At 44.4% G+C, this 15,677-nt stretch carries 14 protein-coding genes; 12 read left to right on the top strand and 2 right to left on the bottom strand.

Annotated features, from left to right (window positions below):
• Positions 1-13: 13 nt before the first annotated feature.
• From nuoJ to hppD, 9 genes are all read left to right on the top strand, one after another.
• Positions 14-529, top strand: coding sequence for an NADH-quinone oxidoreductase subunit J (gene nuoJ, locus FNC98_RS05550; RefSeq protein WP_143580320.1), 516 nt, complete (start codon positions 14-16; stop codon positions 527-529).
• Positions 526-834: an NADH-quinone oxidoreductase subunit NuoK gene (nuoK, locus tag FNC98_RS05555; protein ID WP_143580321.1), complete on the top strand. Its 309-nt coding sequence runs from the start codon at positions 526-528 to the stop codon at positions 832-834. The genes nuoJ and nuoK overlap by 4 nt, the downstream gene beginning before the upstream one ends.
• A 2-nt stretch (positions 835-836) precedes the next feature.
• Positions 837-2,684, top strand: coding sequence for an NADH-quinone oxidoreductase subunit L (gene nuoL, locus FNC98_RS05560; RefSeq protein ID WP_260680490.1), 1,848 nt, complete (start codon positions 837-839; stop codon positions 2,682-2,684).
• Positions 2,681-4,159 (top strand): NuoM family protein, encoded by a 1,479-nt coding sequence (locus FNC98_RS05565; RefSeq protein ID WP_143580323.1) that lies wholly within the window; start codon positions 2,681-2,683, stop codon positions 4,157-4,159. Before nuoL ends, FNC98_RS05565 begins: the two co-directional genes overlap by 4 nt.
• Complete coding sequence (locus FNC98_RS05570) at positions 4,156-5,652, top strand: NADH-quinone oxidoreductase subunit N (RefSeq protein WP_143580324.1); 1,497 nt, start codon at positions 4,156-4,158, stop codon at positions 5,650-5,652. Before FNC98_RS05565 ends, FNC98_RS05570 begins: the two co-directional genes overlap by 4 nt.
• Positions 5,653-5,961: 309 nt before the next feature.
• Positions 5,962-6,723 (top strand): DUF4097 domain-containing protein, encoded by a 762-nt coding sequence (locus FNC98_RS05575; RefSeq protein WP_143580325.1) that lies wholly within the window; start codon positions 5,962-5,964, stop codon positions 6,721-6,723.
• 115 nt (positions 6,724-6,838) lie between these two features.
• Positions 6,839-7,858 carry a lyase gene (locus tag FNC98_RS05580; RefSeq protein WP_143580326.1) on the top strand — a complete coding sequence of 340 codons (1,020 nt, stop codon included), beginning with the start codon at positions 6,839-6,841 and terminating at the stop codon, positions 7,856-7,858.
• A gap of 318 nt (positions 7,859-8,176) precedes the next feature.
• On the top strand, positions 8,177-9,937 hold the full coding sequence (locus FNC98_RS05585; RefSeq protein ID WP_143580327.1) for a DEAD/DEAH box helicase: 1,761 nt from the start codon (positions 8,177-8,179) through the stop codon (positions 9,935-9,937).
• Positions 9,938-10,545: 608 nt separating this feature from the next.
• Positions 10,546-11,598: a 4-hydroxyphenylpyruvate dioxygenase gene (hppD, locus tag FNC98_RS05590; RefSeq protein ID WP_143580328.1), complete on the top strand. Its 1,053-nt coding sequence runs from the start codon at positions 10,546-10,548 to the stop codon at positions 11,596-11,598.
• Here hppD and FNC98_RS05595 read toward each other — a convergent pair.
• A complete protein-coding gene (locus FNC98_RS05595; protein WP_143580329.1) occupies positions 11,595-11,795 on the bottom strand; it encodes a hypothetical protein in 201 nt (66 codons plus the stop codon). The genes hppD and FNC98_RS05595 overlap by 4 nt on opposite strands.
• A 92-nt stretch (positions 11,796-11,887) precedes the next feature.
• Between FNC98_RS05595 and FNC98_RS05600 the strand changes: the two genes are divergently transcribed.
• Positions 11,888-13,255, top strand: coding sequence for a metal-dependent hydrolase family protein (locus FNC98_RS05600; protein WP_221932920.1), 1,368 nt, complete (start codon positions 11,888-11,890; stop codon positions 13,253-13,255).
• Positions 13,256-13,345: 90 nt separating this feature from the next.
• Here the strand turns inward: FNC98_RS05600 and can are convergent, their stop codons facing one another.
• Complete coding sequence (gene can / locus FNC98_RS05605) at positions 13,346-13,939, bottom strand: carbonate dehydratase (RefSeq protein ID WP_143580330.1); 594 nt, start codon at positions 13,937-13,939, stop codon at positions 13,346-13,348.
• Between the two features lie 178 nt (positions 13,940-14,117).
• On the opposite strand from can, the gene FNC98_RS05610 reads away from it, so the two are divergent.
• Entirely contained in the window at positions 14,118-14,396 is a 279-nt protein-coding gene (locus FNC98_RS05610) for a peptidylprolyl isomerase (protein ID WP_143580331.1), read from the top strand.
• Positions 14,397-14,905: 509 nt separating this feature from the next.
• Positions 14,906-15,628, top strand: a complete 723-nt coding sequence (locus tag FNC98_RS05615) for a DUF4919 domain-containing protein (RefSeq protein WP_185968076.1) — start codon at positions 14,906-14,908, stop codon at positions 15,626-15,628.
• Positions 15,629-15,677: the final 49 nt, after the last annotated feature.

The following is a 15,677-nucleotide window of genomic DNA, read 5'->3' on the forward strand; positions in this document are numbered from 1 at the left end:
CGGGAAGGTGCCTATGAATCTCGAGTGGATATTTTATCTGGCCGCAGCCATTGCATTTATTGCCAGTATCAAAGTAGTCACCGGCGAGAACGCGATACACGCATTGTTGTATCTGGTGGTGTCTTTGCTTGCCGTGGCGCTTTGTTTTTACCTGCTCGGTGCACCATTTGCGGCGGGCCTTGAAGTCATTGTTTATGCAGGCGCGATTCTCGTGCTATTCGTATTTGCGGTAATGATGTTTGATTTACAGGGCGATAAACAACCGGTGTTGTTTCAGCAGTCCTGGGCAGCTACCTGGTTAGGACCATTACTGCTTACCGTTAGTCTTGCGGCAATGCTGGGTTATATCTTGCTGACTGGCTCGGCTGATAAAGATATTGAACTTGGGATCGTCAGTGCCAAACAGGTAGGCATCGCTTTATACGGGCCTTATTTGCTGGCGGTGGAAATTGCATCGTTCTTATTGTTGGCGGGACTAATTGCCGGCTACCACTTTGCCCGAACTACCAATGAAGGGGAGCCTCTATGATAGATATTCCCATTACTCATGTTTTTCTGATCAGCGCATTGTTATTTTGTGTTGGCTTTATTGGTGTACTCGCCAGACGTAATACCCTGTTTATGTTAATGAGCCTGGAAGTCATGCTAAACGCCGTTGGTCTGGCGTTTGTTGGTGCTGGTTCTTTATGGCAACAAGCTGACGGTCAGATCATGTTTATCCTGATCCTGACCCTGGCCGCTGCCGAAGTCGCCATTGGTTTGGCACTACTCATTCGGATGCAACATCAACGTCAGAATGTCGACGTTGATGGTCTGTCACAGTTGCGAGGCTGATCATGGATACCTTAAGCCTGCTACCTTTCTTTCCGCTACTGAGCTTTATTCTACTTATCGTATTGTCGAAACGTTTGAGTTGGACATTGGCGACAATCATTGCGCTTGTGGGGGTAGGGCTTAGCTTTACTGCGAGTATTGCCGTTATTGGTGAGTTAAACCAAATTAGTCAAGGCAGTGATGCCGCTGAAAATGGCCTGACCCGGGTGTTATGGACTTGGTTTATGCTCGGCGAGCATGAAGTCAGGTTTGCATTTTATGTGGATCATCTAACCGCCGTAATGATCGCTGTCGTTACCGGGGTTGGCTTTTTGATTCATGGTTTCGCCGCCGCTTATATGCGCGATGATCAAGATTACAGCCGTTTTATGGCGTATATGAACTTGTTTATCTGCGCCATGTTGTTACTGGTACTGGCTGAAAATCTGGTACTGCTGTATCTCGGCTGGGAAGGCGTTGGTTTATGCAGCTTTTTGCTGATTGGTTTTTGGTACAAAGACCCAGCTAATGCCATTGCCGCCCGAAAAGCTTTCATCGTAACCCGAATCGGCGATACCTTGTTGGCCTTGGGCTTGTTTTATCTGTTTATGGAAACCAATACCCTCAACATTCAGGAGATATTGGCGCAGCAACAACAATCACCGCTTTCAGCAGATGCCGCATGGTGGATTGCGTTATTGCTATTAGGTGGTGCTGTAGGTAAATCTGCACAATTGCCCCTACAAACCTGGTTGCCGGACGCCATGGCTGGACCCACACCCGTTAGTGCGCTGATTCATGCCGCAACCATGGTTACCGCCGGTGTTTATCTGATTGCCAGAATGCAGGGAGTCTATTTACTGGCTCCGGAAATTCTCAACTTGGTCGCCTGGGTTGGCAGTATTACCTTATTAATCGCCGGATTTGCCGCGCTTGCACAGGAAGATATCAAGCGTGTTCTGGCATACTCAACCATGAGTCAGATAGGTTACATGATGCTCGGTCTCGGTGCCGGTGCCAATGTTGCCGCGATCACTCATTTGATGACCCATGCGTTTTTCAAAGCCTTATTATTCTTAGGGGCAGGAGCCATTATTCTTGCCGTGCACCACCAGCAGGATATTTTCAAAATGGGCGGCCTGCTCAAACGCATGCCTCTGATTTCGGTATTGTTCCTGATTGGTATTGCTGCCTTGATTGCATTTCCGGGGACTTCGGGGTTTGTCTCAAAAGAAGCGATCATCGGCGAGCTCTGGCAATCGCCAACCGCGGGACCTGTATTTTGGTGGATGGCGGTAATTGGCGCGCTTATTACCAGTGTTTACAGCTTCCGCCTGGTGTTTATTACCTTTTTTGGTGATTATCGCGGTGAACATCAGTTACATGCACAGCGCCACTTTCTTATCGTTTTACCCTTATCCTTGCTCGCCGTGCTGGCCATTATCGGCGGATATATCCCAACCGGGCTGGAACAGGTATTTATTGCGCCAGAAGGAGAGCAAGCCAATACACCTGGCTGGCTGCATACCGCAGCAATCGCTATACCTTTAATCGGTATTGCGGTGGCCTATTTTATCTATTTCCCTCACAAAGATTCGCCACAACCCAGTCCCGGCATGTCATTCCTATATCAGTTTAATCGCAGTGGCCTTGGCTTTGATGACACCTACAATGCCTTTTTCGTCAAACCTTTTGTGTGGATAGCACACCTCAATCGCAGTGATCTTGTTGATCAGATAGTGAAACTGATTAGTTGGAATACCTTTACCTGGAGCAGCGCCTTTAAAGCGGTGCAAAGTGGTCGGTTACGCTGGTATGCGGCCACGCTAGGCATAGGCACAGGGATATTGTTATTAGGAGTCATGTTATGATTTTTACGCATATTATCGTGATCCTGATGGTCAGTGCCCTGATAAGTTTGTTGATTGGCAAACGCATGGTAAGCGCATTACCGTATGTGGCAACAACCGGGGTGATATTTAGCTTCATATTGCTCGCAAGCTTTGCCAATAATAATCATGATCTTTTCCATCAGCCAATGCCTTTGTTGTCTGTGTCCTGGATCCCGAGCCTTGGTATCGAATACGCCACATTCATCGATAGCCTGAGCTTTATTCTGGTGGCTCTTACTCTGATCCTGGCGCTAGTGTGCATCCTTGTGTCCTTTCGGGAAATTACCGAAAACCAACCATTTTATTATTTCAACTTGCTGGCCGCGTTAGCCGGTATTGTCGGTGTGTTCGCCGCCGCCGATTTATTCCTGTTTTTTTTCTTCTGGGAAGTCATGTTGTTGCCAATGACAGCACTGATTGCAATATGGGGACATGAAAATCGCCGCTATGCCGCGATAAAGTTCTTTATCTTCACTCAGGTCTCCAGCCTGTTAATGCTGGTTGCCATCATTATCATGGCGTTTATCTATCAGCAGCAATTTGGCGAGATGAGTTTTAATTATTTTGACTGGCAACAACTTGATATTGCCATGCCATTGCAATACTGGTTGATGATAGGCTTCTTTGTTGCTTTCGCCGTTAAATTACCGTCTTTTCCTTTTCATACCTGGTTACCTGACGCCCATACCCAGGCGCCCACCGCCGGTTCGGTTTTACTTGCCGGAGTTTTATTAAAGACCGGAGCCTATGGCTTGATGCGTTTTGTCTTGCCATTGTTCGAACAGGCGGCGATAAGTTTCGCTCCGATCGCGATTACTTTAGGGGTGATGTCGATAATCTATGGGGCGGTAATGGCGTTTGCGCAAACCGATTTTAAACGCCTGGTGGCCTATTCATCTATCAGTCATATGGGCTTTGTCACCCTGGCATTATTCTCTTTTTCAACCATTGCTTACCATGGCGCTATTGTCACCTTAGTTGCCCATGGTTTAAGCAGTGCTGCATTATTCGCGATGGCAGGTATGCTGTATCAGCGCTTACACACCCGGGAGCTCAGTAAAATGGGCGGGCTGTTTGCTTCAGCCCCGAGAATGGGCGGTATGTTATTAGCATTTGTTGCCGGTGCATTTGGAATGCCGGGGTTGTTAAATTTCATCGGCGAATTTATGACCCTGACCGGCACCTTTGCTAATTATCCAACCGCAACAGTATTCGCGGCAACAGCGATGATTGGTTCAGCGATATATGGCATGTATCTGTTCCAGCAAAGTTTTCAGGGCAAACCGGGCGCCAATGCCGATATCCAGGATCTCCGTGCCCATGAATGGTTGTTGTGTAGTTTATTGTTCGGTCTGTTGCTTTATCTTGGTTTATTTCCACAAGCGTTACTGATGCACTTTGACGCGATTTATCCGGCGACGGCTGATGCACAAATCATTGGAGGCAGGCTATGAATATTGAACATTTTATTGCCATAGCACCGCAGCTAATACTGTCCTTGGCAATCGTTATGCAGCTATTGTTAATTGCCTTTAAGCGCTCGCAGCACAGCATTGCTTTCTTTACGGTTAGTGCGATATTGCTGGCTCTATTTGCCCATTACCCAGCAATCGCCCATGTCAATTTAGCCGTTACACCACTGCTATTCGTTGACGTGTTTTCATTAACGTTAAATGTGTTGATCTTATCCTGTAGCCTAGTGGCGGTTTGGGTCAGCTATGGTTACCTGCGTTCCGCTGCTGAGTTTCATGATGAATACTATGTGTTGTTATTGCTGGCGGTACTTGGTGCCAATATCCTGGTGTTATCAAACCATTTCGCCGCGATTTTTCTTGGCTTTGAACTCCTGTCCTTGTCGTTAGTTGGAATGATTGGCTACCTCCACCTTCGCGAGCATACCCTTGAGGCCGGATTCAAGTACTTGATTCTTAGTGCCACCGCGTCCTCGATAATGTTGCTGGGAATGGCGTTTGTGTATGGCGCCACGGCAGACATGACGCTGGCATATCAGACACCACAGCAACAGGATTTGCAGCTGCTGGGGCAGGCTGGCCTGGTGCTAATCATGGTTGGTTTTTGTTTTAAGCTTTCGCTCGTACCTTTTCATACCTGGACACCCGATGTCTATCACGGCGCACCCATGCCAGTAACCTTGATGCTTGCTACCGTTTCTAAAGCGGCGATGTTCGCCATTTTAATCAAGTTCTGGCTGGTATCAGCCATATTCGAGAACCAGACGTTACAGTTCTTGCTCCTTGGTATCGCCATAGCTTCAATGTTAGTGGGCAATTTGTTGGCGCTAACCCAGAAAAATATCAAACGATTACTTGCCTATTCATCTATCGCTCATATGGGGTATTTAATTATTGTTTTGGCAATACAAAGCCAGCAATCCGTCGCCTGGGCACTAAAATCCGGGGTGTTTTATATTCTTGTCTATATCATCGCGACACTGGTGATCATGATTTATCTGTCCGGGCGTTCAAAAGCTCATGGAGAGCACGACAACGATGAGTGGCAGGATTGGCAGGGAATGATTTGGCAGCGACCATTGCAGGCAAGTTGTCTGATTCTGGCGCTGTTATCTTTAGCTGGGATCCCTCTGACAGCCGGCTTTATTGGTAAGTTTTATTTGTTTACGGTCGCCATCGAAAATCAGCTTTGGGGGGCGATTGCAGCGCTTATCGTCGGTAGCGGTATTGGCTTATATTATTATCTCAGCATCATCTTTTGTATTGTTGCCAAACCAGAAAAAGCCACAGAGCCAGTCAATAAAGCGACGGGTACAAACCTTGGTAACTTCACGATCTCTCACGCTACGGTAATGACCATGCTTACGGCGATTATCCTTTTGCTTGGCTTATTTCCGGATATTCTCGCCAGTCAATTGATTTTCCAATCCGAACAAATAACCGTCATTTTTAGTGAGGCGAGTCAAAAGTTTTAATAGTGAGTGGTTGAATTGACGATAAAGTTGTAGAAATTGTAATAATTTTATCGATTTGACTAACACACTTTCGCCTTACAGTATCCTAGAGACATGGAATAAATTAAAAAACAAATAAATACAATGATTTAAGTTTTTTGGCCTGGTATTTGAATAATTTGAAAACGTAAAGCCAACAGCGACTTTTGTCGATAACTGACGAAGGCTATCTATTTATTAATTGCGTTTAGTTAAACAACACTAGTAAATAGATTAACTGTTAAGGTATTCACCTAACGTATTAACAAATTAAAGATTGGGTCCAGGGACATGAAATATAAAACCATTGCTGCAGTTTTAACCTCTACTTTATTACTTTCCGGTTGCATCATTCACGTTGGCGCAGCTTCCGCTGACGTAGAATTAAATGAAGAATTGACCATGCCAGCTGAAGGTATTGCACATTTAGATATCAGCGCTGGTGCGGGTAGCTTAAATGTTGTTGGCCTTGAAGGCGCAACCGAAATCGTTGTAAATGCCGAAATTCACACCACTGACGACAAAAACTTTACCTTTACCTTGGAGCAGGACGGAGATACCGCGGTATTAGTTGCCGAGCACGGCAGCACCGATGGTTTCTGGAATGGCAATTCTCCACACATCAATGTTCAGGTTACCTTACCGAAAGACATGATGCTGACGGTTGATGACGGTTCCGGTGAAACTTCGATTACCGATCTCAATGGTGATCTTAAGGTTAATGACGGTTCTGGCTCAATGGATATTGCCCGTATTCAGGGTAAGGTAGATGTTGAAGATGGTTCTGGTTCGCTAAGCATCAGTCAGGTAAGTGGCAATGTTTACGTTGATGACGGTTCTGGTTCTACAACCGTAGCCAATGTTGGCGGCGATGTTAAAGTTGATGATGGATCAGGTGAACTGGTTATCAAAGACATAGTTGGTGAAGTAACCATTTACGATGGCTCTGGCTCAATTACCGTAAAAGATGCTGGAGGCCTGACAATTACCGAGTCTGGCTCTGGCGGCCTTAACGTCAGTGGCGTCAAAGGTGGCTTCAACGTCGATAGCTAACCACAGTATTTCGAAGATCTGTCATTTTAGCCACTGGGTTGCGATACTCAGTGGCTTTTTTATTTTAACTGTCTGCTATTCTTTGTCCATTAGTGGATAGAAAAAGTGCAATAAGATGAGAAGGTTACAAAGATTGATAAATTTTGGTCTGGCTCTCGCTGTTACGTTAACAGCCATACCGAGTAAAGGTGCGGATTCTCAACTTTCGATTGATATTAAAGAGTGGCAGGTTCCCTGGGCGGATACCCGACCACGGGATCCCGCGGTTGATAGCAACGGATTGGTATGGTTTTGTGGGCAATCAGGCAATTACCTTGCATCTCTCAATCCTGGATCGGGAGAGTTTAAGCAATATGAATTACCCGATGGTACCTATCCGCACAATTTGATAATCGATGAAGACGATTACATTTGGTATGCCGGAAATCGCAATAGCCATATCGGCAGGCTAAACCCAAACAATGGTGCAATTCAACGTATCGATATGCCAGTTAAAAACCCTATCGACCCGCACACGCTTGTCTTTGATAATGCCGGGAATATCTGGTTCACCGCTCAATGGGGAAACAAAGTAGGGCGGCTGAACGTCAAAAGTTTACAGGTCGATCTAGTGGATTCGCCTTTGCCCGAATCTCGCCCTTATGGCATAAAAATCGATTCTGACAACAACCCCTGGGTCGTGTTGTTTGGTACCAATCAGTTGGCAAAAGTTGAAAGCGAACGTATGCAATTTGCCTTACATGCTCTGCCAGAAGCAGGGGAGCGACCACGTCGATTGGAGATTGACAATAAAGATCAGGTTTGGTTTCTGGATCATGAGTTAGGGTATATGGGACGTTATCAGCCAGAGACCCAGCGCTTTAGTCAATGGCAGATGCCTGAAGGCGCTCAGGCTAATTTGTATGGCTCGGCATTAGATGATCAACAGCGGTTATGGGTTGCCGTTACCGGCACCAGCCCAAATCAGTTGAGAGTGTTCGATACCGAAAAAGAAGCCTTTATCTCGTCAGCGGACATTCCAAGCGGCGGCGGAACCATTCGCTATATGTATTACCACGCTAAGGACGATACCGTGTGGTTTGGAACGGATGCTAACACCATAGGTCGAGCAAAGCTAAACCAAGCAGGTAATTGATTTAAATTCGATGAAATAGGCGCGATAAGTAGAAAAACCTTGCATAAATGTAATCCATTGTTACTAATGAGTGATTTTTGTTCGGTTTTTCTTGCATTTAAATATTAAGCGGGTATGATTCGCGCCTTGATTACTTCTGCGCCGAAATTTCACACTTTCATATTTGACAAGGTGTTTGGCCAGAATTGGGATTGGGGTTTATCCGCCAACTGACTTGCCGAGCATTATTCCAACATGCTCTTTTATGTGCCATAAGTCTTCCGGTGGTTTCCTCTAATTATACTGCAGGTTTTACCTGCCTACTGAGAAGACAATTTAATGACTGATATTATCAATGCCAAAAACGGCTTTGAAGCCCTTGGCTTGCCTGAATTTATCCTTTCCTCACTTGAAAAGCTTGGCTTTGCAACGCCAACTCCAATTCAGGAAAAAACTATTGGACCTTTGATGGCTGGCCGCCATGTGCTTGGTGAAGCTCAAACAGGTACCGGTAAAACCGCTGCTTTTGGTTTGCCTGCGCTAGCCAATATTGATGTAAGCATCCGCAAGCCGCAAATGCTGGTTTTGGCTCCAACTCGTGAGCTGGCGATTCAGGTTGCTGAAGCTCTGGAAGAATTTGCCGCAAATATGCGTGGTCTGCGTATCGCGACCTTATACGGTGGTCAATCTTATGGTCCACAATTATCACAACTTGAGAAAGGTGCTCAGGTAGTTGTAGGCACGCCAGGTCGTTTAATGGACCATTTACGTCGTAAAACCTTAAAGTTAGGTGATATCTCTTTCTGTGCCCTTGATGAAGCCGATGAAATGTTGAACATGGGCTTTTTGGAAGACATCGAGTGGATCCTTGATCACTTACCAGAACAAACGCAAATGGCATTGTTCTCGGCAACCATGCCACCGGCAATTCGCAAAGTTGCGAACCGATTTTTGGTTGACCCAGAGCACGTTAAAATTGCTGCCGAGAAAAAGGCAAAAGCGAATATTACCCAGTTGGCCTGGAAAGTTACAGGTATCAACAAAAATACCGCAGTTGAACGTATCGTTGAAACCTACGATTACGACGCGTTATTGATTTTCGTACGTACTCGTAATGACACCATTACTGTTGCAGAGCAATTAGAACGTCTTGGTTATCCGTGTGCGGCACTAAACGGTGACATGAACCAGGCACAACGTGAGCGTACTGTGGAACAGCTGAAAAATGGCAAGATCTCAATCATGATCGCCACCGATGTTGTTGCTCGTGGTTTAGATATTCCTCGTATTGATTTGGTATTGAACTATGACTTACCGGGCGATACCGAATCTTACGTTCATCGCATCGGTCGTACCGGCCGTGCTGGTCGTGAAGGTACTGCGATTTCATTCGTTCGTCCTCGCGAGATGTATAACCTGCGTCATTATGAGCGTGCTACCTCAGGTAATATCAATACCTTTGAATTACCAAGCATTCAGGAAATTGGTCAGCGCCGAATCGAACGTTCACGTCAGGAATTAGTAGAAACCGTTGCTAATGTTGAGCTGGATAACATGGTGGAAATCTTAACTAAGATGGCCCAAGAGTCGGATTTAAGTGTTGAGCAACTTGCTGCAGCGATGCTTTACAAAGCCCAGCTTAAGCAACCATTCCAGCCGAAAGAAGATCCAAAACCACGTCGTGAGCGCGGTGATCGTGAAGGTCGTTCTCGTGACCGCAATGAACGTCGTGGTCGTGACCGTGATCGCGGTGAACGCGGCGGTCGTGGTGAGCGTCCAGAGCGTCGTCGCAGTCAGGCAGCTCGCTCTGATGTTGATTGGCAGACCTACCGTCTGGAAGTTGGTAAAGAGCATGGTGCAAAACCAGGTGATATCGTTGGTGCCATCGCTAACGAGATTGCTTTGGATAGTGCTTATATTGGCCAGATCAACTTACACGATCGTCACAGCTTTGTTCAGCTTCCTAAAGGCATGCCTAAAGAAGCTTACAACCAGCTGCGTAAAGTACGTGTGCGTCGTCAGGAACTGGATATTTCTGTCTCAGAAGCACCTGTGGTTACCCAACAACGCCGCCCTCGCGCCAACCGCCAAAGCCGCTAATACGGTTTAGTATTCTGAAAAAAGCCCGCATTTTTGCGGGTTTTTTTATGGGTGTATATCAAGACACCCATAGTTATTTATCAAGACACCCATAGTTATTTATCAAGACACCCATAGTTATTTATCAAGACACCCATAGTTATTTATCAAGACACCCATAGTTATTTATCAAGACACCCATAGTTATTTATCAAGACACCCATGGTTATTTATCAAGACACCCGTCAATAACGGGCATATTAAGGTGGGTGTCTTGATTAATGGCTTCGTTTTAAGTGCAAATTAACAGTGCAGAAGACATTGAGTAGAAGCTTACAATTGAGGACCATCACTCAATAATTGACTAAGCAAACCTATTTGACAGAGGCCGCAATCTTTAGCACCTTGATGAAATCATCCGCCGTTTTATCAGCGACAAATCAGGCTGTAATTAATTCCTTACAGCTCCCAGTCAGCACCTGTAAACGCTGGCGACAAGCTGATGTCCTGTTATTCAAAAATAATGTAAAAATTGTTTTACGCTTTGCTTGTATCAGGCATTTTCATAGGCTTTTTCCTCCTCTTATTTCGATTAATAATCAAGTTATCGCTAGTTTTCGAGAAGAATTATGACAGACGTTAAAAACCCTATCGGTTTATGTGGTATTGAATTTACTGAGTACGCCACACCAGATACAGATTTTATGGATAAAGTATTCGAGGAATTCGGTTTCTCACGTGTCCGTAAATTTAAAGGCAAAGATATTGTTTATTACAACCAGAATGACATCCACTTTCTGATGAACAATGAACGTGGTGGATTTTCTGCTGAGTTTGCAAAGTCTCACGGCCCGGCTATTTGCTCCATGGGCTGGCGCGTAAAAGATGCGCAATTCGCGTTTGAAGAAGCAGTGCGTCGTGGTGCCAAGCCAGCTACTGATGCTACCAATAAAGATCTACCTTATCCGGCAATCTATGGTATCGGCGATAGCTTGATTTACTTCATCGATGTATGGGGTGATAAAGGCAGCATTTATCAAAACGATTTCGAATTATTACCTGAAGCCGACCGTAACATGGTTGAAGACAAAGGCTTCATGGCAATCGATCACCTGACCAACAATGTTTATCAGGGCACGATGGAGAAATGGGCAAACTTCTACAAAGAAGTATTTGGTTTCCAGGAAGTACGTTACTTTGATATCAAAGGCCAGAAAACCGCTTTGGTTTCATATGCACTTCAGTCTCCATGCGGTAACTTCAGTATCCCAATCAATGAAGGTAAGGGTACTAACAACAACCAGATTGATGAGTACCTTGATGAATACAACGGCCCTGGTGTACAACATTTAGCGTTTATCACCAAAGATTTGGTGGGCTCGTTAGACAAACTAGGTCGTGATAACATCGATACGCTAAATATTCTGCCATCTTATTATGATGATGTTTTTGATCGCATCCCATGGATCAAAGAAGACAAGCAACGTATTCAGGAACACCAGATCCTGGTTGATAGCCAGAAAGAAAATACCTATTTGCTACAGATTTTCACTAAGAACATCTTTGGCCCTATTTTCATCGAAATGATCCAGCGTGAAGGTGATTTTGGTTTTGGTGAAGGTAACTTCCAGGCCTTGTTTGAATCCATTGAGCTGAATCAAATGGAGCGTGGTACGCTTTAATTCCAGCGCGCTACTAAAGGGTTTAAAACCCTGAACCTTGTTCCCAACGAAAAGCACCAAAGATTGTAGTCTTGGTGCTTTTTTATTGCTTCAAGATGGCAAAACGATTTGTTATTTTGAGCATTTATGACCAGAATACGCCAACCCGAAAGCATTTTATTCGCTTTATCTAACGCTAAATCAATACCTGTTCCCATATCGACTATACCTAATGTCAGACGAAGAAACTCTTTAGCCTTTCGATGGTTATCTTTCTTCGACGCTTTATTCAAACAATGAATTTAGGTTGATGTCTATGTTTTTACGTGGTTTCAAATCCATTACCCAGCTAGCTCTGGTCACGTCATGTATTACGTTTTCCATTTCGGTTTTTTCTTTTGAGGAAGAGCCATTACCGCAAACCTTAATTAAAAACGTAAAGGTTTGGGATGGTACCTCCAAGAAGCTGAGCGGTCCTCAGGATGTATTAATCGAAGGCGAATTAATTAAGTCCATTGGCAAAGGCCTGAAGGCCAATAATGATGCTACAGTCATCGATGGTAAAGAGATGACCATGATACCCGGGTTAATCGACATGCATTCACATTTCTGTATTCAGGAAGGCATGCTCGTCGGACGCAATGATTATGATCAGATGGCAATGGGCGCAAGGGCCTATGTCGCTATGCTGCAATACCTGGATCAGGGTTTTACCACGGCAAGAAGTGCCGGGTGTAACGATTTAGGCATCGCCAAAGCGATCAATAATGGCCTGTTAAAAGGTCCACGAATTTTTCCTTCCGGCGGCTTTTTAAGTCAAACTGGCGGTCATGCTGATACCGGCAGTTTTAACGACCAACCTGGTTCTACTGATGATTTAGAGCGTCATGGCTTTGGTTATATCGTTGACGGCAAAACCGAAGTTCGCCGTGCGGCCAGACAAAATTTCCGAGCCGGTGCCACGCAAATCAAACTTATGGCTGGTGGCGGTGTAGCCAGTGAATTCGATCCCATTCATGCTACGCAATTCTCTGTAGAAGAGTTCGAAGCGGCGGTAGAAGTAGCCAGGGATTATGGTTCTTACGTCCTGGTTCATGCATATCATGATCGTAGTGTAAACCGCGCAATCGATGCCGGTGTCAGAGTTATTGAGCATAACTTTTTGGTTTCCGAAGATACGATTGAACGCATGGCGGACGAAGGCGTAGCCCTCTCAGCACAGGCAGTTATGTCGTTAGAAGCTTTTGGCGACCCGGAATCCATTACCTTTTTCAGCCCGGATCAAAAAGCAAAAGCTGAAGCTGTTAATAAAGGCGCTACGCAAATGTTTAAGTGGGCACTGGAGCACGATGTGTTAATTGTAACCGGTGGCGATATGTTTGGCCCTGCTTACAATAATCGTCAGGCTGATAACATGGTCTGGATGCAAAAAGTCGGCGCAACCCCTTATCAAATTATGAAGATGGGAACATCAAATGCCGCTGAGGTGCTTAGTTGGTCTGGAGATATGAATCCCTATAAATATGGCGATTTAGGGGTGATAAAAGAGGGCGCTTATGCCGACCTGGTGCTGGTTGACGGTAATCCTTTAGAACAGCTGGAATTGTTAAATGAGTATGAAACCAAATTTAAGTTGATTATGAAAAATGGTGAAGTCCATAAAAACATTATTGATTAGCTCCACTCGTAATAAGCAAAAAGCCGATGCTAGAGCATCGGCTTTTTACTGGGGCACTTAAACGCCAATTTTTTGTGCCAATATTAGGCATTAATTGCTAACGCTAACGTCCAGATTTTTAAGAATGCCATTTTTGATGTCATAGATAAAGCCATGCACCGTGAGAGGTTGCTGACGATCCCAGGCATTTTGCACCATAGTCGTATTCGATACATTCTTCACTTGCTCGACAACGTTTAATTCACACAAGCGATTAAACCTCTCTTCTTCAGTTAAGGCGTCCAATTCGGATTTATTGAAGCGTTGCACATCTTTGATGTGGCGTAGCCAGTTATCGATTAAGCCGTGTTGGTCTTCGGTCATTGAGGCAGCCACGCCGCCGCAGCCATAATGTCCGCAGACAAAGATGTGTTTTACTTTTAAAACTTCAACGGCATATTGAATAACTGACAAACAGTTTAAATCGGTATGTACCACTACATTTGCGATATTGCGATGAACAAATATTTCGCCGGGAGGTAATCCCAACAATTGATTCGCAGGAACCCGGGAATCAGAACAACCGATCCACAAATATTCAGGGGTCTGTTGCTTTGCAAGCTGGTCAAAAAACTCGGGTTGTTCTTGGGTGATTTTTTCGGCCCAGAGTTTGTTTTGATTGAACAGATAATTAATATCATCCATATGGGATTTCCTGATTAATTTAAATTTTCGCTATTGTAGGTAAAATAAAGATTTAAGTGAAGAGATAAGAACATGGTCTAATCAGTTCAAAACCACGCATATCAATTGATAAAGGTTATGCAAAAACCTCAACTTAAATTAAAATTGTGTTACTCGAAGTATCTAATGGAGAACAGAAATGGCAATGGCCAGTGCCCGACACATTTTAGTTAACGATAAGTTTTTGGCAGAAAAGCTAAAAAAACGTTTGGAAAAGGGCGAAGATTTTGGGCAATTAGCGAAGAAATATTCGACATGTCCTTCGGGAAAGCGTGGTGGAGATCTCGGCGAGTTTCGCAAAGGACAAATGGTAAAAGCATTTGACGATGTGGTGTTTAAAAAGGAAATTTTGAAGATTCACGGACCGGTAAAAACTCAGTTTGGCTTTCATTTGATTCAGACCATTTACCGTAACTAATTGCCTCAGCGAAACAAGAACAGGGCATCGTAACCCTTAGGTGCTCTGCTGTAATTCTTTATACACCTCATCACTCACTCGATAATTTCGACATCACCAGCGAAGCCCATTCACAAATTCACCATTGTTGTTTTTATACACAGGTATTGATAACCTCATAACTTATACCAATCCCATTAAATTATTGCTCACTCAGTGAGAATTTAAAGGCTTTTAGACAAGGCTTTGATTGCAGAGAATGGTTATTCCATTGTCAAAATCAGTAACGTAGGATAAATGCCTTTAAAACTCACCCGTAGGGAGTTAGTGAGAGGCCCATTTACTGCCCTATATTTCATTAATATAGAATGACTATATCAATAAAATCTATGTTGTAAATGAACCTCGGCCCTAACTCTGAGTTGTGCACAAACTTAATGGGATTGGTATTATCTGGATTTTTCAATTCGTCAGCATTCATTATCGCAAACGATAGCCCCCAAAAACGCTGGCAGAGTAAAGGAATGATTATGAGAATTTTGAGGCTATTGTTTGTCTTCGTCGTTACTGGCTGTGCCAGTACCGATAAAAAAACTGCTGAAGCACCGGCAGAAACCAAGCAAGAAACTATTTTATCAGAGGCCGTTTTCGCCAAAGAAGGGGCACAACTGCCAAAGGCAACTGTGACTAAACCATATATGGTAGAGCTAGAGAACCTTCTTCGCAAAGGTGTTGCCGCATCAGCCGAAGACTATCAACGCTTGCGGGTATCCTACGCTCATTCCGATGGTTACCAACCTTATTTAAATCCGGAATATGCATACATTGAATCGGCCTTTGCCAGTATGAATGAGGAAAACTGGTCACAATGTGTTGGCTACGCCAGTCGTGCCATTGATGTCAATTATACCAACTTGAATGGTCAATATTTGAGCATGGTTTGTAATTTCGAGCTGGGTAATGTCGGGCTAGGTGAGCAACACAAACTTGCTTTAGACGGATTTATTGAAGCTATCTGGTCAACAGGCGATGGTAAATCTGAAACAACGGCTTTTCACACTTATACTACCGATGAGTTAAGAGCGTTTATCCATCTTCATGGTTTGGAGATTATCAGTCAGTCACTATTGCATGGTGATAATGGGGTGTATGATTTGATGGACGTAAAGAACCCGGAAACCAATGAGCAGACGGAACTTTACTTTAATATCACTCATCAGTTTTCCAGTGGATTAGCTGGATTAGAAGATTGATTAAGGATAAATGACTACAGTAGGCGCTTGGCTTACCTACTGCAGCGAA

This window comes from Thalassotalea sp. PS06, from assembly GCF_007197775.1.
Taxonomy (GTDB): Bacteria; Pseudomonadota; Gammaproteobacteria; order Enterobacterales; family Alteromonadaceae; genus Thalassotalea_A.

Bases quoted from the DNA above. Each gene is read 5' to 3' on its own strand.
- nuoJ (WP_143580320.1), top strand. From the start codon at position 14: ATGAATCTCGAGTGGATATTTTATCTGGCCGCAGCCATTGCATTTATT.
- nuoK (WP_143580321.1), top strand. From the start codon at position 526: ATGATAGATATTCCCATTACTCATGTTTTTCTGATCAGCGCATTGTTA.
- nuoL (WP_260680490.1), top strand. From the start codon at position 837: ATGGATACCTTAAGCCTGCTACCTTTCTTTCCGCTACTGAGCTTTATT.
- FNC98_RS05565 (WP_143580323.1), top strand. From the start codon at position 2,681: ATGATTTTTACGCATATTATCGTGATCCTGATGGTCAGTGCCCTGATA.
- FNC98_RS05570 (WP_143580324.1), top strand. From the start codon at position 4,156: ATGAATATTGAACATTTTATTGCCATAGCACCGCAGCTAATACTGTCC.
- FNC98_RS05575 (WP_143580325.1), top strand. From the start codon at position 5,962: ATGAAATATAAAACCATTGCTGCAGTTTTAACCTCTACTTTATTACTT.
- FNC98_RS05580 (WP_143580326.1), top strand. From the start codon at position 6,839: ATGAGAAGGTTACAAAGATTGATAAATTTTGGTCTGGCTCTCGCTGTT.
- FNC98_RS05585 (WP_143580327.1), top strand. From the start codon at position 8,177: ATGACTGATATTATCAATGCCAAAAACGGCTTTGAAGCCCTTGGCTTG.
- hppD (WP_143580328.1), top strand. From the start codon at position 10,546: ATGACAGACGTTAAAAACCCTATCGGTTTATGTGGTATTGAATTTACT.
- FNC98_RS05595 (WP_143580329.1), bottom strand. From the start codon at position 11,795: ATGGGAACAGGTATTGATTTAGCGTTAGATAAAGCGAATAAAATGCTT.
- FNC98_RS05600 (WP_221932920.1), top strand. From the start codon at position 11,888: ATGTCTATGTTTTTACGTGGTTTCAAATCCATTACCCAGCTAGCTCTG.
- can (WP_143580330.1), bottom strand. From the start codon at position 13,939: ATGGATGATATTAATTATCTGTTCAATCAAAACAAACTCTGGGCCGAA.
- FNC98_RS05610 (WP_143580331.1), top strand. From the start codon at position 14,118: ATGGCAATGGCCAGTGCCCGACACATTTTAGTTAACGATAAGTTTTTG.
- FNC98_RS05615 (WP_185968076.1), top strand. From the start codon at position 14,906: ATGAGAATTTTGAGGCTATTGTTTGTCTTCGTCGTTACTGGCTGTGCC.